Genomic DNA, 19,472 nt, shown 5'->3' with positions numbered 1-19,472 from the left:
AATTTATTTACTTTATTACGATACAGCGGTACTTGGAAGCAATCTGCTTGCCCAAAAACTTGATAGTATCTTTATCAACTATTATCGCGGGATAAAAAACAATTAAAGGTAACTGAGCACGCATTACTATCTGATGCTCCATTATATTAATATTGGAGAAACCCATCCCATAAATGGCACCTGTATGAATCAGAACGGGTATTTTATGAGATTGATAAGAAGTTTCTATCCTATTCATTACATAACAAAAGAAAGTTTCCTCATAAAAATTATCGCTAAAGAAGACTTCATTGCCAAATTCCTTATAATTCTCTTGAAACTGCTCTAATCCTCGTTCGGAAACAAACTCAGTAAAAAGAGACCTTAAATCGATAAAAGAATACGTACCTGAATTGAAATTCTCTTTTGCATACGCAATATAAGCATCATCATCTTTAGGGGAATAAACAAAAAGAATACTTCTTCCCCCATTAGCTTTACCTGTGATACGCGCTATATCTGTTTTAAGCACTTCTCTTAGTTCTCCAAACAAACGATTATGTTCTATCTGAAATGTGCTATTCATGTGCTATCAAATCTATGGTTACGTCCTCTCCCATCTGGCTTATTTGCCAAAGGGAAAGATATTCTACTTTTTTTAATCTCTCAATAATTGTTTTCTTATCCATAAAGCTAAAAACCGCAAAAGGATTCTCTAAAGTACGGTTTTCAGGACATGTAACGATCATCCAACGAACAAAATAAACAAATAACTGTCCTGTAATAATGGGATGACATATCTCCTTGGTCGTTTTGCCATCTACCAAGTCCATTTTTTTGAGTATTGTCAGATATTTAGATGCCGTTATCTTCAGCGTTTCTTCCGACCAGTTCAATTCTCCGGATTCGGTTTCCTTAATATAATGCAATAAACTCAATATATCTATGGCAGAAAGAGATGATCTTCCCTGATAAACCGCCTTCATAAACACGTCTTTAGTCACTTTAGCAAAAAGTGCGTTACCATACACCAGCTGCCAAAATAAGACAAGTAACTTTTCCTTTAAAGAAAAATTATCTGAACCGATAGCAGAAAGAAACATATCTTTCTGATCATCATTGGCAAACTGAAGAATGGACTCTTTTATAGCTGCCAAAAATCGATTAAAAGTTTTATGCGTCCTGAAAGTAAACGCTCTCTCTGATTCAGGTTTTTGTCCGGTATACTCACTAATAAAGTCAAGCATTACTGCATAATCAGGTACTCCACCAAGAATATTTATGTCAGAGTCATATTTAACCATTTTTCCCCTCTTGACCATTTTCACATTACTTTGGGAGTATTCAACAAATCCTGTACATTCACTTCAAGCAAAGATGCTATTTTTATCAAAGTTTCCAAATCTGGCTGAGAAGAATTGGTACACCACTTAGACACAGTTGAAGGGTTGATTCCTAACTGTTCACTCAACCATTTATTGGTACGTTTCTTTTCAACAAGAACCAATTTCAGTCTATTTATATCTTGCATAAAGTCATTATTGTTATTATGAGCGCAATTTAATGAAAATTTTTCATCTTCTCAAAGAAAAAGATTAATTTTGTTAGGACAAATAAACACTTAATAATTATCATCATGAACAAACTACTATTTTTCTTACACAACAACCGGCTCGTAATCATCCTTTGGATTCTTTACATCTGTTTCAGACCTATATGGGAAAAGTTATTTTCAAAATGGATCATAGCTCCCTTTCTATCTCAATTTTCATCCGACTGGTGTACTTCTCTTTTATTCCTTATCGCATTTTTAGGTATCATCGTTTATCATATCGTTTCCATCAGACAAAAAGAAGTACATCTCAATAATAAAGCTGTAGGCATATCTTTATTGATTTTATTCATTTGGGGGTATTATAGAGACCCTAACACAGCCGCCCATCTTAAACTTTTTTCTTCTTTGTGCTACGTAGATATCATTCCATTTCTCTGCATCCATACATGTCTTAACTATGGAATTTCAAGAAAAAAACAACCTGCTCCAATTATCTCAACAGACGGTTTCTATATAGACCAACCCATAACCCAAGCGGAACAAGATCTATTAGGCCGTACAACAAATGCAAAAGACGCAGTGAACAAATTATTAGCCACCAATGCCGACAACGAAGCATTTACATTCGGTATTATAGCCTCATGGGGAGAAGGTAAAACATCATTTATGAAACTAATGGAAGAATATTTATCTCAGAAATATAAGTCTGAAGTCATCATCATAAAATTCAATCCGTGGATATATCGGAAAGAATCCAATCTTACCAATATCTTTTTAGATGAACTCAGCCATAAGCTTGAATCTTATAGCAGCAGGCTATCCAAAGGACTAACTCAATATGCAAAAATGCTTTCAACCATAGATAATGGAAGTATCCAGTTTTTAACAAAGCTATTTATTTCATTCTCTGCTAAAACAACTGCAGAACAATACACTCTGCTTAAAAGCGAAATAAAAAAGATCAATAAGAAAATCATTTTTTTCATTGATGACATAGACCGGCTTAACAGCAACGAAATGGAAGAAATGCTACGTTTAGTACGCAATACCTCCAACCTGCCAAGCATGTACTTCATTTTAGCCTATGACAAAAGATATGTAGTTGACACATTAAATACACATTACTCAACTCATAGTCTGAAATACTTGGATAAGATTCTACAAGAAGAATACGAACTTCCACCAGCTACAGGAGAGCAGCTAAAACATATTTTCTTACTCACCCTCAAGAGCCAACTAAATGACAACGAATACAATCAAATTGAAAAATTCACCAATGAAAGGCCATTGTTACAGATCAATCTTTTTAGTTTTATAAAAACCATACGAGCGATAAAACGCATTGCCAATCAATTTGTTTTCAGTATCAGAAAACTTCATGGAGAGGTAGACATTTGTGACTACCTTACTTTGGAACTATTCAGACTACGCTATCCGTTCATCGTAAAACTATTCGTTGAAAAGAGAGATGAAATATTAATTTACAAACAAAACCTCCAAAAGGTCGTCTATTTCAATGGGAAAAATGCTCCACAAGAAGATGAAACGAAGAATAATATTCTTTTCAAAAATAAATATTTTAACCTGATAGAATATATCACTCAACATCAAAAAGAATTGTATATAAACGAACATGATATAAATAAAATCTCTGAATTTCTTGATTCTTTATTCGGGGAGTACAAATCCTGCAATATAGGCAGTATTAATGACCCGACTTATTTGAATCGCTTTTTTAGATTCTCAATTTTAGACTCCGAAGTTTCCGAGAAAGAATGGAGTGAGCTCTACAAATTACCTTTTGAAGAAATGAAACCCACTATCAGAGAATGGACGCCAAACAAATATTTTTCCTTAACGACTAGAATCCAAAAAGAAAATCCAAAAGAGAAACAAGATATTTACAAGCTACTTCATCTCTCATTTTATTTGGAGCGTTATCTAACGAACAGATCTTTTATCGTTTTGAATTTATAGATAGGCTCTTACAGTTACTCTATGATCAATCTCCAGATAAAGACCAATTTTCAGAAGAAGACCGTAAAGAAATGTATGCCTGTCTAACAGAAAACGGTATCAATCACTATCAAATACACTACCTGTTTTCATTATTTAAACATGGTTCCTACAGCGATGACAACATTTTCACGAAAGACGAGGTTATCAAAATGCAAAATGATATATTCAAGCAATTTCTTAACGAAGGGAACCACACTATGAACGAGATTGTAGATTGCTGGAGAGATACGGCTTATCAAGAATTTAAACCTAACGGAGATGGAAAAGGACATGTTGAATATCTACACAGCATAGAATCCAAACAATTAATGAAAGAATACGCGACGAAGCATTTTGAAGCTTTTATTCCTCGAATCATTACTTATTTCAGTCCCAATATAAATTCTCAGTATGCTGTAAGTGAGATATCCATACGGCTTTGGGATACCTGGGAAAACTTTTACAATTACGTTATCAGCATCGATAATGATTCACCAATTATAACCGAATTCAAAGAATTTATATCTAAATTTAAAAACGAGAATTATAGCTATTATGTATATTTCAAATTTAAGCATATTAAATTGAAAGAAAATTAAACCCGTAGAATTAACAGCCTTCCCTCAAAAACACCATAATTTTGAGGGGAGGCTTATTCTATATTTTCCCCACTCCTACCAAAATGTCACCATCCCCCACTCCCTCTCCAAAACCACTTTCTTTTCTCGCCCCGCCGCCCATCCGCTCAAAATCCGCAAGCAGAACCGCTTATCAAACACCAAAAAGAAACACAATCACACAAACGCCCACACTAAAAGCAAGCAAAAAAGCAATTCCAACACCACCGCTCACAAAAGCCAAAAGCAAACCCCTCAAAAAGACAATCCAAAACAATCCATCAAACCCCACCAACTAGAAAATATCCCACCCAGACAGCCGTTCAAATCCAACAAACACCCTCCCCAATCCCTCTCAAAACCCATACACCCCAAAACGCAAGGACGTTTCCTCTCAAACGCAAGTGCATTTCACTCCAAACGCCGAAGAGTTTGCTTCCAAACGCAAAGGCGTTTCACCTAAAACGCAAGCCCGTTTTCCGCCCCAAAATCTCCCGAAAATTCCCCATCCTACCTCCAAAAACGCCCCAAAATCCCTAAAAACAAGAAGAACACGCCTCCAGATTCCCCCAAACCTCTCCATTTCGCACCCCAGCTACCCCCTCCAGAAGCCTCCTGAAAGGGGTTCCCTCTCCCAATCCCCTAGGAAATCCCCACAAAAGCAGAATCAGAAAGACACCCAAATCACGACACAAGCAGCAAAAAGAAGCCAAACTGCACAAATCTGAATCATCCCAAAAATCTGCTACAAGGCCCAAGATTCCCCCCCGGAGCAAGCCTTCGTTTTTCCCCTCCCCATCCTACAAAATGCACGAAAAAGTTTGCTCGTTCCATAAAAAGTAGCGTCCTTTGTAATTGTAAATTCACAAAACTATGGCAGACAATTACATTGAACGACAATATGAAGCGTATCAGGCACGGAAAGCGGCCTGGGAAAAGGAACGGAAGTACAAGAAGAAAAAGCCGACGGCCCCGACGGAAACTCCTCAACGGACGGGAGGTTTCCTGAAAAATCAGGTGAAGAAGGTGGCCGCCGTACACGACTTGTCGGGGGTGGGCCACGTATCGCTGATGGCGGTCATCCCGGTGCTCTCGTCCATGGGATTCCAGGTGTGTCCGCTGCCCACGGCGGTGCTGTCCACGCACACGCAGTACCCTTCCTACTCCTTCCTCGACCTGACGGAGGAGATGAAGCACATCATCGCGCACTGGGAGAAGATGAACGTGCACTTCGACACGTTCTACACGGGCTACCTGGGCTCGCCGCAGCAGGCGCAGATTGTGGAGGAGTTCATCCAGAAGTTCCGCGGCGAGAACGACATGGTGGTGGTCGACCCGGTACTGGGCGACAACGGGCATCTCTACAAGGGCATCACCGAGGAGATGGTGACGGAGATGCGGAAGCTGATCCGGCTGGCGGATGTCATCACGCCAAACCTGACGGAGCTGTACTACTTGCTGGACATGCCGTTCCGGGAGGAGCTGACGGATGCGGAACTGAAGAAGGCGCTGAAAACGCTGTCGGACCAGGGACCGGCCATCGTGATTGCCACGAGCGTGCCGGTGAGCGGTGACCCGCGCTCGACGTCGGTCTATGCGTACAACCGCTTCGGCGACCGTTACTGGAAGGTGACTTGCCCGTATCTGCCGGCGCACTATCCGGGCACGGGCGACACGTTCACGAGTGTCATCACGGGCTCGCTGATGCAGGGCGACAGTCTGCCGATTGCGCTCGACCGGGCTACGCAGTTCATCTTGCAGGGCATCCGGGCGACGTTCGGCTATGAATACGACAACCTGGAGGGGATTATGCTGGAGAAGGTGCTCCACAACCTCGACATGCCGATTCAAATCAGCAGCTACGAGCTGGTGGAGTGACGCGAAGGATATCAATACAGCACCTGGCTCACGGGGAGTTCCACCTCGCCGAAGGAAATCAGGGCGTTGAACAGACGGATGTGCCGGTAGCTTCCGAGGGAGGCGGCCGGGATGTCCGTTTCTTTTATCTGTCCGGTGTCGAGGAGGTGGCGGCGCTGGGTTCCTTCCAGCAGGGGACGCGCGGGGGTGTGCCACTCGCATCCGTCCCAGAGGGCGATGTTGGCGATGGAGGTGTCGGTGAGGAGTCCGTGGCGGACGATGAGCACGTCGTCGGCCTGGCCGCGGAGGGCGAAGGCTTCGTCGAGCACGCGGCGGTCGGCCCGTTTGTAGCGGTAGTCGACGTCGTCGCGCACCACGAGTTGCAGACGGTGTACGGGGCGGACGCGGTAGGGAAAGTATTCCACGCGGACCACGTCGCGGGCGTAGGTCAGGCGGCAGCGGGTGCGTTCCGTGTAGGCTTCCGGACGGAGGTAATCCGTCACGTGGAGGTCGGGCACGGGGCCGAAGAAGGCACGGCGGGTGTCGTTCAGGCGGCGGTCGTGCAGCGGGGCATGCCACACCTTGCCGTCTTCAATGCGGAGGGTTTCAATAAAGAGGCACATAGACTTTCTGTTTCATTTCTTCGTATTCGTTTCGGGCTTCGCTGCGGAAGGTGATGCCTCCCCCGCTCTTGAACTGCTTCGTGCCGTCCGTCTGCTGTTCCAGGAAGCGGATGAGCACGGCGCTGTCCAGGTGGCATCCGTCGAAGTAGCCGGTCACGCCGGTGTAGAAACCGCGGTCGTGGGTCTCGGCTTCGCGGATAATCTGCACGGTGCGGGGCTTCGGGGCGCCGGTGATGGACCCTGCGGGCAGGAGGCTGAAGAAGAGGTCGCCCAGCCGTGAGGGATAGTCTTCGGGCAGGCGGCCGCGGATTTCGGAGCTCATCTGGAGCAGGGGTCCACGATGGGTGTGCAGCTCGTCGAGGTAGCGGTAGCGGGTCACGGTCACTTCGGTGGCGAAGCGGCTCAGGTCGTTGCGGATGAGGTCGGTGATGGTGGCGTGCTCGGCGGCTTCCTTCGGGTCGGCCAGCAGGCGTTCGCGGGCGGCGGGCAGCGTGGCATCCATCGTGCCCTTCATGGGATGGGAATAGATGAAGCCGTCGGCTATCCGCACGAAGGTTTCGGGCGAGAAAACCACGAAGCGGCGGTGCAGCCAGAGCTTGTAGGGGGCGCAGGCGTGGTCGAACACCTGCCGCAGGGTGAGGTCGGTGTAGACGGGGGTGGCGCAGGTGTAGTTCACCAGGAAGGAGTTGCCGCCGTGCAGGTGACGGTGTACGAGGTCGAACCCGCGGCGGTAGGCCGCAAACGACATCGGGCGGGAATCCCAGCGGAAGGTGGCGGGATACGGGGTGCGGCGGTCCTCCTCCGGCACGTTCGTGGCGCCTGGAAAGGCGAACAGCAGTTCCGAGGGCGGCAGGCGGTGGGGTTCTTCCACCAGGCATTGCTCGCCGGCATAGTCTATCAGGAAAAAGAACGGACGGCCTTCGCCTCCGAAACGGTTCATGCGGGCGGCGGCTTCCTCGCGTCCGCAGAAAGAGAGGGTATCAGTCATTTCGTTTGGTTTTGAAGGAACAGAGATAAAGGGTCACTCCCACGGCCACGGCGAGCATCATCGCCTTGAGCCAGAGGGCATCGAACACCAGGAAGATGCAGTGAAGGGAGGTGAGCCACAGCAGGCTCAGTGCGATAATCTTGGCACGCAGGGGGATGGCGCGCGACTCCCGGAAATCGCGGATGTAGGGGCCCAGCAGACGGTGGTTCATCAGCCATTGGTAGGCTCTCGGCGAGCTGCGGAAAAAGAGGGCGGCCGACAGCAGCAGAAAGGGTGTGGTGGGCAGCACGGGCAGAAAGATGCCGGCAAGGCCCAGGGCCAGCGACAGGAATCCGAGGGGCAGGTAGATGTATTTCATGGCGCAAAAATACAAGCGAAACGGCACATGCACGGCAGGAGTTTAGTTAATAACCTCAAAATTGGCGGGGCATCGGGAGGGGAAACTTGGCGGAAAGGAGGAAAATTGGCATATTTGTAACCGTTACAATCTTGTTTGAATCTTGTTTAACCCCTTAACTGAAAAAAATCATGAAGAAACTATTCTGGACTTTCTGTCTGCTGGTGTGGAGCCTGGTGGGCTTCGCACAGGAAAAGACGTACCAACTTTCGAGCCACATTCTGGACATCCAGCAGGGACAGCCTGCGGCGGGTGTGAAAATCAGTCTCTCGCAACTTCAGCCCGACGGCAAGACCTGGGCACTGCTGGAAGAGAAACTGACGGACGAGAACGGACGGGTGAAGGATTTTCTGGAGGGAACGGATGCCCACAAGGGTATCTACCGCCTGACGTATCACGTGGCGCCCTACTTCGAGCGGCTGCAGCAGCCGTCGTTCTACCCCTTCATCGAGGTGGTGTTCGAAATCAAGGACAGTAAGCACTACCACGTGCCCATCACGCTTTCGCCTTACGGATATTCTACGTACAGAGGGAATTAAGAAAGAATGGGAGCCCGGTCAGGCTCCCATTTTCCGTGTCTTGCGGGTGCAATAGCGCTTGCACTGGGCACAGATGTCATAACCCAGCATGGCCCCCAAGATGAAATCCTCTTCGGGCGTGAGACGGTTCAGGGGGCGCGTCACCATCAGGCGGATGGCGTCGATGCACTCTGCCTTGCCGAAAAAGAGATTGATGCGCTCGTCGTCCACCGGCTGAATCACAAACTGGATGCGCTGGCTTCGCAGGCGTTTCACGGCAAAATCTTCGTAGCGTTTGTTCGTGGTGTACAGCACCATCTGTCGCACGCCTTTCTTCAGCTCATAGATATGGTTGAGAAAGACTTTCAGTTCCACGGGATGAATATCAGGGGTCATCATAGGTTACGGATTTAGAAGAGAGATTGTGGGAAATTTCCTTAGGCCAGTTCGGTTTGGAGCTGTGCGGCCCATGCGCTCACACGGTTGTCGGTCCGGTCGCTTTCGTTCACATCGTCGAGGGCCAGCCCTACGAACAGTCCGTCGGCTGCGGCCACGGAAGCGGAATAGGTGTAACCGCTGTCGTCCACGGCGCCCACGAAGGTGCAGCCGCTGTCTTTCAGGCCTTCATAGAGGAGGCCCATGGCGTCGCAGAAGGTGTCGGAATAAGACTCGGAATCGCCACAGCCGAAGAGGGCCACGACCTTGCCGGAGAGATGGGCGCCTTGCAGCACCTTGAGTCCGTCGTACCAGTCGTCCTGCAACTCGCCGTCGCCCCAGGTGGAGGTGCCCAGAATCAGGGCCTCGTAACTTTCGGCCAGGGCCGTATCGAGCTTGGTCACTTCGTGTACGTCTGCCGGGGCAATGCCCAGCTTGTCTGCTATCAGGCGGGCCACCGACTCAGTGGTGCCGGTGGTGGAGCCATAAAAAATACCTGTTTTCTTCATTATGCTACATGTTTGATTTGACACGGCAAAGAAACGGCTTCCGGCGCGGATTTGAAATACCTAAAAATTGGGATTTTTATTCCTTCACCACAAACAAGACATCAGACAAACTTCGGTAGGAGTTCTTTTTAAAAGAAAAATTGATTTCTTTCAAAGAAGTGGAATTAAAATTATCCAAATACGTATTGACCAGTGGTTCTATCAATGAAAAGGCCCGCTTCATCTTCCACGACTGGCTCATATCTGTCGTATCCACAAGTATAATAAACAACCTGTTTTCTGCTCCAAAACGCATTTCACCCTGATGAGCATACAGCCATGTCATAAGTTCCATTGTGTCTGCCCGTGCATCGTCTACGACTTCCTTGCGTGTAGTCTTCAGCATATTTAAAATATCCATACGACCCAGTTCTTGTAATTTTTCCGACAAAGCATACATCTGTTGAGCTTCTGAAAATGTCTTGTCAACGCTCACTCCTGCCTCGCCTGCCTTTTGTTTCAACCAGGCAAGTTCATTCTTTCCTAATTTCTCCCTTAATTTCTCATTCATGTATTGAGAAGGAAAGAAGGTGACTTTTAAATCAATAGGGGTATCGTCTATAAAGAAATCTACACTCTTAATTTCACCAACAGCCGAAACAACTCTCCTATGACGTTTGAATAAGGACTCAATCAGATATGAGGTCCAGTTATTATACCAACTTATCTGGACGTAATTCCATGCATTATGAGCTATTTCGGCTTGCTTCCTTTCCAAATCCTCATATCGGCTGAGAGCCTTGACATACCTACTCACCAAATATTTGTCTAATGAATTATTCTGGTCGCCACCCCACACATAATATTGTATCCTATACAAATCCTCCTTCAATCTGTCTTCATCAATATTCATGGCACGATACCATTCATGATTTCTTATTCTCAAATAAGCATCAAGCAACAACATCGCGTCAGACCTGCTTTCCAACAATTCAAACAGTTCCACATTCTGTGCGGCAAGAGTCGTGGCATCAAGTTTTATTCCAGTATTTTCAAGAAATTGTTTTATCTGCTTTCCCCGACATACAGCCCGCACTTTTAGCCAGAGTAACCCATTTGTATTATTATTGAACGCATACAAGTTCTGCGCCCTGAATTCTTTATCCCACTTTTCAAAATTAGTCATCTTACAGAATATTTACTTGGTTGTACACACAAAAAGGATTTCATGACTACCGGCCACACTACCTTTACCTCCACGACCCGCATGATATACTTTTCTTTCGACTTTTACTTTACGATAAGGCTCAATCATTTGTATCATCGTATCTATGTCCGGAAAACTCCGGTCATTGTAGCTGACAAGCCATACAGGAATATGGGCTGCACGCTCAAACATCAATTGCAAATTTCCAAGTGCTTCACTGTTCTTGTCAAATCCACTATATTTTTTAGGCTCATACCGCTTGGTCCCATTTACGAATTCTTTGTCCTTCCAATATTCTACAAACGTCTCCAATAGATGGTAAAAAGACTGGTAATCTGCATGACTGTTACAATAGGGTGGATCAAAATATACTAAGTCTACATCTGTCAACTTAGGAAGAAGATCCAAAATATTCTCATTGTAGCTGACATTCTTCTGAAAATTGTCAAACACAGCTGCATTATATTCAGGGAGCAACTCCATAAACAATTCTTTTAAAGGACGTATCAGACTCCTGTTTCGCTTGATACGGGCAGGATCTGCGGCATATACCAAAGCCTGAGTATGTGCAAAATGCCCCATTGTAACCTTTCGTGTCATACTCCGACACATTACTGCCAAAGCCAAGGCTTGTTTATAAGGATTATTCAATCGGGAAACATTGCTACGAAAACCATCGGCAAAGGCAGCTTCCTCTGAAACAAAAAATAAGCCAGAGAATAATTTTTCCATCAAATTAAACTCCACAGGATTGGTATTTCCCGAAAAAAGAATATCTATATCTTCTTTTTCAAGCGTATGTCCTGGATTCTCAATCAATGCTTTTCCTATCATGTTATTGAAATTCAGAAAATCATTCGTGATAACCCTTTTCCCCATTTGTTTAAACATATATGCGACAGACTGCGAACCTGAAAAAGCATCTAAAACGGTTTCCGCATTATCTGGAATATATTGAGCAATCCATCCTCTATGAATATATTTCGCCCCTAGATATTGAGGTACAGGGAATTTATAGTCTAAATATTTTGTTTCTGTGAAAAGCATACGAATTATTTTATATGCAAAAATACGTGTTTTTACTAAACATTAAAAATGAACAACAGAATTCTCCAAAATTTTTAGGGGCGGTATCTGCGGGTTATTTGCTAACTTTGGGCAGAAAAACGAAAAGGCCGACACTCCGGCAAAAGGAATAAACCATGAGAAAGAAGGAAGAAAAGAATACCATTATCGAAATCTGCCCGGTGCGGAACGTGATTGCCCGCTTCGGCAACAAATGGGCTTTGCTGGTCATTCTGATTTTAAGCGAGCACGAGGTGCTGCGTTTCAGCGAGCTGGGGAAACTGATTCCGGATGTGTCGTCGCGGGTACTGTCGGGCACGCTCCGTACGCTGGAGGCCGACGGACTGGTGAACCGGAAGGTGTATCCCGAGGTGCCGCCCAAGGTGGAGTACAGCCTGACGGAGACGGGACACTCGCTGGTGCCTTTCATCGTCCAGCTGACCGACTGGGCACAGAAGCATCTCAAATCAATCATGAAACACCGGGAGGAGTTCGAAGCTGCCGAAGAAGAGTAGCAGCTTCTTTCCTCGCGGAAGAATCACTTGCTTCCCGGTGCAGGCAGCATGCCGAGCTGCATCAGCATGCTGAAGAGGTCGGGCACACCGTGTTCGCGGACAATCTTGCCGTCTTTCAGCTCGTAGATGTTCATGGCCGTCACACGGACGGGTTTGCCGGTGGCGGGCATGCCCATGAAAGGCTGGGTCTGGGTGCCGCTCATCGTGAAACGAATCATCACCTTGTCGCCTTCTGCAATGACTTCTTCGGCTTTCCACTGTACATCGGGCATGGCACCGCGCATCATGCGGAGCACGTCCATATAACCTTCAAAACCGTGCAGCGGCTCCGGTGATGTGGGGGCATAGAAAATCACTTCGGGGGCAATAATGGCTTCACCTACCGAGCGGTCGCCCGTGTTGATGAAGCGGATAAACTGTTGCATGACTTGTTTGTTTTTTTCCAGGACGGATGCCTGTTCGGGAGTTACTTCATTTTTCATCATCTTACTTGTTTCTTTAAAGGGTCGGGCCGCGGAAGTTTCCGGTGCAGGAAAGGCATGCCGGATGTGCCCTTCCGCAGCATTTACGGTGCAAACTTAGTGCTTTCTTTCCTGACAGACAAGAGGTTACATTTCTTCCACCTAGTAACCTTTTTCTCACTTTTACTGGATGTCAGCCGGTTGTGGAAAGAAAAAATTTTTTGTCTGCAATCCGGAAAATACCCTCTGCAAAAAAAGCCTAAATCTGCCGGACGTAACCGGCTCGCAGTGAACATTGGTAACCTCGCGGTAACCTACTTACGGGGAGGTGCCTTCTTGCAGGAGCGGAAAGAAGATGGCAACTTTGCCGGTGAAATCATTAAAACAGTTACACTATGAAACAGATTCAGCAAATTGCAGCAGGCGCACATTTTTCCGCCGTATCCACAGGTTCATTCAGCGAATTGAACGAGTATGTATTGCCGGTAGCTCCGGAAATGGAAATCCAGGGAAAGGTGTTCATGGGACAGGCGTTGCAGGCCACGGGCGCGGAAATCTCGTTCCAGTCGTTCGCCCCGGGAAAGGAGACCGGCTTCCTTCACACGCACCAGACGCACGAGGAACTGTATATCTTCGTGAGCGGAAAGGGAGAATTTCAGGTAGACGGGAAGGTATTCCCCGTGGCGGAAGGAAGCGTGGTGCGCGTGGCTCCCGAAGGCAAGCGCTCGGTGCGAAACAATGGTACGGAACCGCTGGTGATGATTTGCGTGCAGTACAAGGCGAACGCGTTCACTGCGCAGGATGCCACCGACGGACAGATTCTGCAGGAGCCGGTGAAGTGGTAACCGGAGCGGCTTCCGCCAGACTCACAGGGAGGGGCTGAAAGACCTCCCCCTGACTGCCGGATAAGTGTGCTAAATGTACTTTGTGGGGAAAATACCGACTTTCAGGACAGAAAATCCGACTTTCTGAAAAACGGACGAACCGCATTTGTGACTTACCTTTGCATGCACAAAATGAATTGCTTATGCGTACTTATCCGACACTCCCTCATTGCTTCCGCCTGCACTTCCGGCTGATATACGGCTGCCTGTGGGCTTTGCTGCTGGGAGGATGCGACATGATTGAATATCATCCGTACGACCTGGACATCGACGGGGAGACGGACGTGAACCGCCGCCACATCGAACAAATCGAGGAGGCTACCCGGGGGAAAGAGGAAATCCGGTTTGCCGTAATCAGCGACACACAACGCTGGTACGACGAGACGGAGGATGCCGTGGAGGCGCTGAACCGACGGGGCGACCTGGACTTCGTGGTCCACACGGGCGACTTGTCCGACTTCGGCCTGAAGCTGGAGTTCGAGAAGCAGCGCGACATTCTCAACGGACTGAACGTGCCTTACGTCTGTCTGCTGGGCAACCACGACTGTCTGGCTACGGGACTCGACGTGTACCGTAAAATATTCGGCACGGAGGATTTTGCCTTCACCGCCGGCAACGTAAGGTTTCTCTGCCTGAACACCAACGCCCTGGAGTTCGACAATTCGTCGGCTGTGCCCAACATCCAGTATATCCGCGATGAAATCGACAATGTGCCCGAGGGGGTGGAAAAAACCGTGGTGGCCATGCATGCGGGCCCCTTCTCCGAGCAGTTCAACAACAACCTGGCGGAGTATTTCCAGTATTACCTGCGGCAGATGCCCGACCTGCAATTCTGTGTCTACGGCCACGGACACAACATCAGTGTGGATGATTTCTTCGACGACGGCATCCTGTACTACGAATGTACCTGCGCCAAGAAGCGTGCCTACCTGTTATTCACCCTTAATGCCGACGGCTATGCGTATGAAGTGGTCGATTTTTAAAGGGATACTGGTGGGAGGACTGGTCGCGATGGCTCTCCTGCCCCTGCAGGCACAGAATGACTCTGTCGCCCCGACCGTCAGGGAACGGCGGTGGGACCAGCGCACGCACCTGCGCTATGAAGGATGGGAACGCCTGAAACCCACTCACCTGAAATGGCAGTACGCCGGAGGAATGGGACTCAACTCAGTGGGCGTGGGCTGGGATTACGGACGCCGCTGCCAGTGGGAAACGGACTTTCTAGTGGGTTTTCTCCCGTCGAAATATGCCGAGAAGTTCCGGCTCACCTTCACCGTGAAGCAGAACTACATACCCTGGAGCATCTGCTTCAAGGAGCACTGGATGGCGGAACCCTTCTACTGCGGACTCTACCTCACGACCATTGCGGGCGAGGAGTTCTGGAAGAAGGAACCGGGACGCTATCCCAACAAATACTACAACTTCAGTACCAAGGTGCGGCCTTACCTCTTCGTGGGGCAACGGTTCGGATTCAGTCCCCGCCACGAGCTGGTGCGCCATGTCTCCCTCTTCTACGAGCTGAGCACCTGCGAGCTGTACCTCATCAGCAAGGTGACCAACAAGAGTCTCTCGATGCGCGACATTCTCCGCCTCTCGTTCGGCGTGAAGGTGCAGCTGTTCCGGGAGCACCGTTGATTGCCTGCAAAAAAAGGTAAAAAAGGCACGGCAGCTGTCCGCCGTTTCAAAGTTTTCGTTACCTTTGCCAGAAAGTAAACAAAGGGGTGCCCCAAGGATGCGTCCGGGCTGAGATTATACCCTACGAACCTGATGCGGTTAATACCGACGAAGGGATTGTTGATTCCAGCCTCTATTTCTTTTCCCTTTCGGGACCCGCCTCTTTGGTTTACACTAACACTGAACGATTATGAAAGTACTGGTAAACAACAAAGAGACTGAACTTACACAAGGTCAGCACATTGCCGCACTGGCACAGCAACTGGAGCTTCCGGCACAGGGAGTGGCCATCGCGCTGCATAACCGCATGATTCCGCGTGCGGAATGGGAACACACCGTCCTGAAGGAGGGCGACAGTCTGGTCATCATCAAAGCCGCTTGTGGAGGATGAGGCCATGGACATGAATCATTTCAAGCTGCAGTTCATCACGCATTTCACCGACACGTATTCGTATCTTGACTCGGCCCGCATGGCCCTCGAAGGGGGCTGCCGCTGGGTACAGCTGCGCATGAAGCATGCCTCCGACGAAGAGACGGAAGCCGTGGCTGTGGAGGTACAGAAACTGTGCCACACGTACGGGGCCACCTTCCTCATCGACGACCGGGTGGAACTGGTGCGCAAGCTGAAGGCCGACGGGGTACACCTGGGCAAGAACGACATGCCGATAGCCGAAGCGCGGAAAATCCTGGGCAGGGACTTCCTCATCGGGGGCACCGCCAACACGTTCGACGACGTACGGGCCCACTATGAAGCCGGTGCCGACTACATCGGTTGCGGCCCCTTCCGCTTCACCACCACCAAAGAGAAGCTCAGCCCCATCCTCGGCCTCGAAGGATACCGTTCCATCGTACAGCAAATGAAGGCGGAAGGCATCCACCTGCCCATCGTCGCCATCGGGGGCATCACCCTGGATGACATCCCCGCCATCCTGCAGACCGGTGTGACAGGCATCGCCCTGAGCGGCACCATCCTGCGGGCAGAGAATCCGGTGGAAGAAACGAGAAGAATCGTGAGTCAATTAAAAATGAATAATGAATAATGAAAAACGGAGGACGAAGAATTTGTGGTTGTGTTCATTTTTAGACAGAAGAACAAAAGAAACAAATTTTTCAACTCCTCTTATTTTCAGACTTTCATCGCAAACTCGCACGCACTTTTGTACGTCAAAGAAGTTTCATCTTTACAGCAAAGAATAAACGAGTAAAGGAACGCAGACCCAAACTCCACACCCCTCCCCACACAGCGATTTCGCCCAAAAGGAAGAACAAAGCAAAAAGCGAAGTAAGAAATAGAAGCGCAAGCAAAAGCTCCACCTCCCCACAAAGCGATTTCGCCCAAAGGGCGAAGAGCGAAGAGCAAGCCAGCGAAAAAATCCCGTCCTCAGCTTCAAGGCGAAAAGCGAAGAAGCGGAGCACGGCGAAAAGAAGCGCAGGCTGTTTGAGCGAAGCGAGTTCCTGCGCTTCCGCCGGGCGAAGCCTCGCAGCCGCCTTGAAACTGCAGACGGCGGTTTTTCTTTTTGTTACCTTTTTCTTTTTGCCGCCAAAAAGAAAAAGTAAAAGGAAAGCCAAAAAGAAAAAGTAAAAGCAAAAACAAACCAAAAACATATATAGAACAATGAAGAAACTAATGATTGCGGGAAAAGAATTCGACTCCCGCCTGTTCCTGGGAACAGGAAAATTCAACTCCAACCAAGTCATGGAAGAAGCCATTCTCGCTTCCGGCACCCAGATGGTGACCGTCGCCATGAAACGCATCGAACTTGAGAACAAGGAAGACGACATGCTGAAACATATCATCCACCCGCATATCCAACTCCTTCCGAACACCTCCGGCGTGCGCACCGCAGAAGAAGCCGTGTTCGCCGCACAGATGGCCCGCGAAGCCTTCGGCACCAACTGGCTGAAACTGGAAATCCACCCCGACCCGCGCTACCTGTTGCCCGACTCTACCGAAACCCTGAAGGCTACGGAAGAGCTCGTGAAACTCGGTTTCGTGGTATTGCCCTACTGCCAGGCCGACCCGACCCTCTGCAAGCGTCTGGAAGAAGCCGGAGCCGCTACGGTGATGCCGCTGGCTGCCCCCATCGGTACGAACAAGGGATTGCAGACCCGCGACTTCCTGCGCATCATCATCGAGCAGAGCAACGTGCCGGTGGTAGTGGATGCCGGTATCGGAGCTCCGAGCCATGCCGCTGAAGCCATGGAGATGGGTGCCGACGCCTGTCTGGTGAACACCGCCATCGCCGTTGCCGGAAACCCGGTGGAAATGGCCATCGCCTTCAAGGAGGCCGTCATCGCCGGACGCCGTGCCTACGAAGCCGGACTGGGCGTGCAGGCCGACAACCTGGTGGCTTCCGCTTCCTCTCCCCTCACTTCTTTCTTGAATGAGTAAATCCTGATTTTATCAACCGGTAAGGGACTTTCCCCTACCCGCAAACAAACCCGATTTATATGGAAAAAGAAAAAGACCCAAAAGCATACGCCCATGCCGAGAAAGCCTACATGCAGGGCACCTTATTCCCCTTCATCAAGGTAGGCATGCAGAAAGTGAACCTCACCCCCACGGTGACCGTAGTCGACGGAAAGAAGGTAATGACCCCCAACGACCCGGTGTACGTGTACGATACCAGCGGTCCGTTCAGCGACCCGAACATCCAGATTGACCTGAAGAAAGGACTTCCGCGCATGCGCGAGAGCTGGATTACTTCCCGCGGCGACGTGGAACAGCTGCCGTCCATCACCTCGGAATACGGCAAGATGCGCCGCGACGATCCCTCGCTCGACCACCTGCGCTTTGAGCACATCGCCCTGCCCTACCGCGCCAAGGAAGGCCACAGCAGCACGCAGATGTACTACGCCAAACAGGGCATCATCACCCCGGAAATGGAATACGTGGCCATCCGTGAGAACATGAACTGCAAGGAGCTGGGCATCGACACCTACATCACGCCGGAGTTCGTGCGCGATGAGATTGCCGCCGGACGGGCCGTGCTGCCTGCCAACATCAACCACCCGGAATCGGAACCGATGATCATCGGCCGCAACTTCCTGGTGAAAATCAATACCAACATCGGCAACTCGGCCACCACGTCGAGCATCGACGAGGAAGTGGACAAGGCCGTGTGGAGCTGCAAATGGGGCGGCGACACGCTGATGGACCTGTCGACGGGTGCCAACATCCACGAGACACGCGAATGGATTGTGCGCAACTGTCCGGTACCGGTGGGCACCGTGCCCATCTACCAGGCACTGGAGAAGGTGAACGGCAAGGTAGAAGACCTGACATGGGAAATCTACCGCGACACCCTCATCGAGCAGTGCGAGCAGGGAGTGGACTACTTCACCATCCATGCCGGTATCCGCCGCCACAACGTGCACCTGGCCGACAAGCGTCTGTGCGGCATCGTGAGCCGCGGCGGAAGCATCATGAGCAAGTGGTGCCTCATCCACGACCAGGAATCGTTCCTCTACGAGCACTTCGACGACATCTGCGACATCCTGGCACAGTATGACGTGGCCGTGTCATTGGGCGACGGGTTGCGTCCGGGCTGTATCGCCGACGCCAACGACGAGGCACAGTTTGCCGAACTCGACACGATGGGCGAGCTGGTGACCCGTGCGTGGGCGAAGAACGTGCAGGCCTTCATCGAAGGTCCGGGACACGTGCCCTTGCACAAAATCCGCGAGAACATGGAGCGTCAAATCAGCCACTGCCACAACGCACCGTTCTACACCCTCGGCCCGCTGGTGACCGACATCGCCCCGGGATACGACCACATCACCTCGGCCATCGGTGCCGCACAAATCGGCTGGCTGGGTACGGCCATGCTGTGCTACGTCACCCCGAAGGAACATCTGGGTCTGCCCAACCGTGAAGACGTGCGTACGGGTGTCATCACCTACAAGATTGCCGCCCATGCGGCCGACCTGGCCAAAGGTCATCCGGGCGCACAAATCCGCGACAATGCCCTGAGCAAGGCCCGCTACGAGTTCCGCTGGCGCGACCAGTTCCACCTGAGCCTCGACCCCGACCGTGCGCTGGAATACTTCAACGAGGGACGTCACACCGACGGCGAGTACTGCACCATGTGTGGTCCGAACTTCTGTGCGATGAAACTCAGCCGCGACCTGAAAACAATTAATAATGAATAATGAAAAATGAAAAACGAGTGGATGACTTCCTTTTCCAGGGAGGCATCCATCCGTGGATT

General features: G+C 49.4%; 24 protein-coding genes and 1 riboswitch. Of the genes, 12 read left to right on the top strand and 12 right to left on the bottom strand.

The window, feature by feature from the left end:
- Positions 1–7: 7 nt before the first annotated feature.
- The 3 genes from OIM59_RS05375 to OIM59_RS05365 are packed head-to-tail and all read right to left on the bottom strand — an operon-like array spanning position 8 to position 1,510.
- The gene (locus tag OIM59_RS05375) at positions 8–565 is read right to left on the bottom strand and encodes a hypothetical protein (protein WP_303895545.1); all 558 of its coding nucleotides are present in this window, start codon (positions 563–565) and stop codon (positions 8–10) included.
- The gene (locus OIM59_RS05370) at positions 558–1,283 is read right to left on the bottom strand and encodes a BrxA family protein (RefSeq protein WP_303895543.1); all 726 of its coding nucleotides are present in this window, start codon (positions 1,281–1,283) and stop codon (positions 558–560) included. Before OIM59_RS05370 ends, OIM59_RS05375 begins: the two co-directional genes overlap by 8 nt.
- 20 nt (positions 1,284–1,303) lie before the next feature.
- On the bottom strand, positions 1,304–1,510 hold the full coding sequence (locus OIM59_RS05365; protein ID WP_303895541.1) for a helix-turn-helix transcriptional regulator: 207 nt from the start codon (positions 1,508–1,510) through the stop codon (positions 1,304–1,306).
- Between the two features lie 105 nt (positions 1,511–1,615).
- Between OIM59_RS05365 and OIM59_RS05360 the strand changes: the two genes are divergently transcribed.
- The 3 genes from OIM59_RS05360 (at position 1,616) to OIM59_RS05350 (ending at position 6,027) form a co-directional block, all read left to right on the top strand.
- Positions 1,616–3,511, top strand: coding sequence for a P-loop NTPase fold protein (locus tag OIM59_RS05360; RefSeq protein WP_303895539.1), 1,896 nt, complete (start codon positions 1,616–1,618; stop codon positions 3,509–3,511).
- Positions 3,512–3,750: 239 nt separating this feature from the next.
- On the top strand, positions 3,751–4,131 hold the full coding sequence (locus OIM59_RS05355) for a hypothetical protein (protein ID WP_303895537.1): 381 nt from the start codon (positions 3,751–3,753) through the stop codon (positions 4,129–4,131).
- 891 nt (positions 4,132–5,022) lie between these two features.
- A complete protein-coding gene (locus OIM59_RS05350; RefSeq protein ID WP_299169348.1) occupies positions 5,023–6,027 on the top strand; it encodes a pyridoxamine kinase in 1,005 nt (334 codons plus the stop codon).
- Positions 6,028–6,038: 11 nt separating this feature from the next.
- On the opposite strand, the gene OIM59_RS05345 is transcribed toward OIM59_RS05350, so the two are convergent.
- The 3 genes from OIM59_RS05345 to OIM59_RS05335 are packed head-to-tail and all read right to left on the bottom strand — an operon-like array spanning position 6,039 to position 7,975.
- Positions 6,039–6,629: an aminotransferase class IV family protein gene (locus OIM59_RS05345; protein WP_303895534.1), complete on the bottom strand. Its 591-nt coding sequence runs from the start codon at positions 6,627–6,629 to the stop codon at positions 6,039–6,041.
- Positions 6,613–7,617, bottom strand: coding sequence for an aminodeoxychorismate synthase component I (locus OIM59_RS05340; protein WP_303895532.1), 1,005 nt, complete (start codon positions 7,615–7,617; stop codon positions 6,613–6,615). Before OIM59_RS05340 ends, OIM59_RS05345 begins: the two co-directional genes overlap by 17 nt.
- Positions 7,610–7,975 (bottom strand): YbaN family protein, encoded by a 366-nt coding sequence (locus OIM59_RS05335; RefSeq protein WP_299169354.1) that lies wholly within the window; start codon positions 7,973–7,975, stop codon positions 7,610–7,612. Before OIM59_RS05335 ends, OIM59_RS05340 begins: the two co-directional genes overlap by 8 nt.
- Positions 7,976–8,145: 170 nt before the next feature.
- Here OIM59_RS05335 and uraH point away from each other — a divergent pair, with 170 nt between their 5' ends.
- Positions 8,146–8,553 (top strand): hydroxyisourate hydrolase, encoded by a 408-nt coding sequence (uraH, locus tag OIM59_RS05330; RefSeq protein WP_299169357.1) that lies wholly within the window; start codon positions 8,146–8,148, stop codon positions 8,551–8,553.
- A gap of 18 nt (positions 8,554–8,571) precedes the next feature.
- Here uraH and OIM59_RS05325 read toward each other — a convergent pair whose 3' ends face one another.
- The 4 genes from OIM59_RS05325 to OIM59_RS05310 all read right to left on the bottom strand — a co-directional run bounded on the left by OIM59_RS05325 (position 8,572) and on the right by OIM59_RS05310 (position 11,709).
- Positions 8,572–8,931 (bottom strand): DUF2023 family protein, encoded by a 360-nt coding sequence (locus OIM59_RS05325; protein WP_148329935.1) that lies wholly within the window; start codon positions 8,929–8,931, stop codon positions 8,572–8,574.
- 38 nt (positions 8,932–8,969) lie between these two features.
- Positions 8,970–9,476, bottom strand: a complete 507-nt coding sequence (fldA, locus tag OIM59_RS05320; RefSeq protein WP_299169578.1) for a flavodoxin FldA — start codon at positions 9,474–9,476, stop codon at positions 8,970–8,972.
- 76 nt (positions 9,477–9,552) lie between these two features.
- A complete protein-coding gene (locus tag OIM59_RS05315; protein WP_303895529.1) occupies positions 9,553–10,641 on the bottom strand; it encodes a hypothetical protein in 1,089 nt (362 codons plus the stop codon).
- Between the two features lie 12 nt (positions 10,642–10,653).
- Complete coding sequence (locus OIM59_RS05310; protein ID WP_299169363.1) at positions 10,654–11,709, bottom strand: DNA adenine methylase; 1,056 nt, start codon at positions 11,707–11,709, stop codon at positions 10,654–10,656.
- Positions 11,710–11,864: 155 nt separating this feature from the next.
- On the opposite strand from OIM59_RS05310, the gene OIM59_RS05305 reads away from it, so the two are divergent.
- On the top strand, positions 11,865–12,242 hold the full coding sequence (locus OIM59_RS05305; RefSeq protein ID WP_299169365.1) for a helix-turn-helix domain-containing protein: 378 nt from the start codon (positions 11,865–11,867) through the stop codon (positions 12,240–12,242).
- 23 nt (positions 12,243–12,265) lie between these two features.
- On the opposite strand, the gene OIM59_RS05300 is transcribed toward OIM59_RS05305, so the two are convergent.
- Complete coding sequence (locus OIM59_RS05300) at positions 12,266–12,727, bottom strand: ester cyclase (RefSeq protein WP_204476437.1); 462 nt, start codon at positions 12,725–12,727, stop codon at positions 12,266–12,268.
- Between the two features lie 371 nt (positions 12,728–13,098).
- On the opposite strand from OIM59_RS05300, the gene OIM59_RS05295 reads away from it, so the two are divergent.
- From OIM59_RS05295 to OIM59_RS05275, 5 genes are all read left to right on the top strand, one after another.
- Positions 13,099–13,548 (top strand): cupin domain-containing protein, encoded by a 450-nt coding sequence (locus OIM59_RS05295; RefSeq protein ID WP_299169370.1) that lies wholly within the window; start codon positions 13,099–13,101, stop codon positions 13,546–13,548.
- Between the two features lie 275 nt (positions 13,549–13,823).
- On the top strand, positions 13,824–14,570 hold the full coding sequence (locus tag OIM59_RS05290; RefSeq protein WP_299169581.1) for a metallophosphoesterase: 747 nt from the start codon (positions 13,824–13,826) through the stop codon (positions 14,568–14,570).
- Positions 14,551–15,222 carry a hypothetical protein gene (locus OIM59_RS05285; RefSeq protein WP_303895525.1) on the top strand — a complete coding sequence of 224 codons (672 nt, stop codon included), beginning with the start codon at positions 14,551–14,553 and terminating at the stop codon, positions 15,220–15,222. Before OIM59_RS05290 ends, OIM59_RS05285 begins: the two co-directional genes overlap by 20 nt.
- A gap of 72 nt (positions 15,223–15,294) precedes the next feature.
- Positions 15,295–15,395: riboswitch (TPP riboswitch) on the top strand.
- Positions 15,396–15,451: 56 nt separating this feature from the next.
- On the top strand, positions 15,452–15,652 hold the full coding sequence (gene thiS, locus OIM59_RS05280; RefSeq protein ID WP_072542343.1) for a sulfur carrier protein ThiS: 201 nt from the start codon (positions 15,452–15,454) through the stop codon (positions 15,650–15,652).
- Between the two features lie 4 nt (positions 15,653–15,656).
- Positions 15,657–16,301, top strand: a complete 645-nt coding sequence (locus OIM59_RS05275) for a thiamine phosphate synthase (protein WP_303895524.1) — start codon at positions 15,657–15,659, stop codon at positions 16,299–16,301.
- Between the two features lie 124 nt (positions 16,302–16,425).
- Here OIM59_RS05275 and OIM59_RS05270 read toward each other — a convergent pair whose 3' ends face one another.
- A complete protein-coding gene (locus OIM59_RS05270) occupies positions 16,426–16,866 on the bottom strand; it encodes a hypothetical protein (protein WP_303895522.1) in 441 nt (146 codons plus the stop codon).
- 10 nt (positions 16,867–16,876) lie between these two features.
- On the opposite strand from OIM59_RS05270, the gene OIM59_RS05265 reads away from it, so the two are divergent.
- The gene (locus OIM59_RS05265) at positions 16,877–17,653 is read left to right on the top strand and encodes a thiazole synthase (RefSeq protein WP_072542340.1); all 777 of its coding nucleotides are present in this window, start codon (positions 16,877–16,879) and stop codon (positions 17,651–17,653) included.
- A 59-nt stretch (positions 17,654–17,712) separates the two neighbouring features.
- Positions 17,713–19,413 carry a phosphomethylpyrimidine synthase ThiC gene (gene thiC, locus OIM59_RS05260; RefSeq protein ID WP_303895519.1) on the top strand — a complete coding sequence of 567 codons (1,701 nt, stop codon included), beginning with the start codon at positions 17,713–17,715 and terminating at the stop codon, positions 19,411–19,413.
- Positions 19,414–19,472: the final 59 nt, after the last annotated feature.

It is taken from the genome of Bacteroides mediterraneensis (genome assembly GCF_025993685.1).
Taxonomy (GTDB): Bacteria; Bacteroidota; Bacteroidia; order Bacteroidales; family Bacteroidaceae; genus Phocaeicola; species Phocaeicola mediterraneensis_A.
This window is presented reverse-complemented; position numbering and strand designations above follow the sequence as displayed.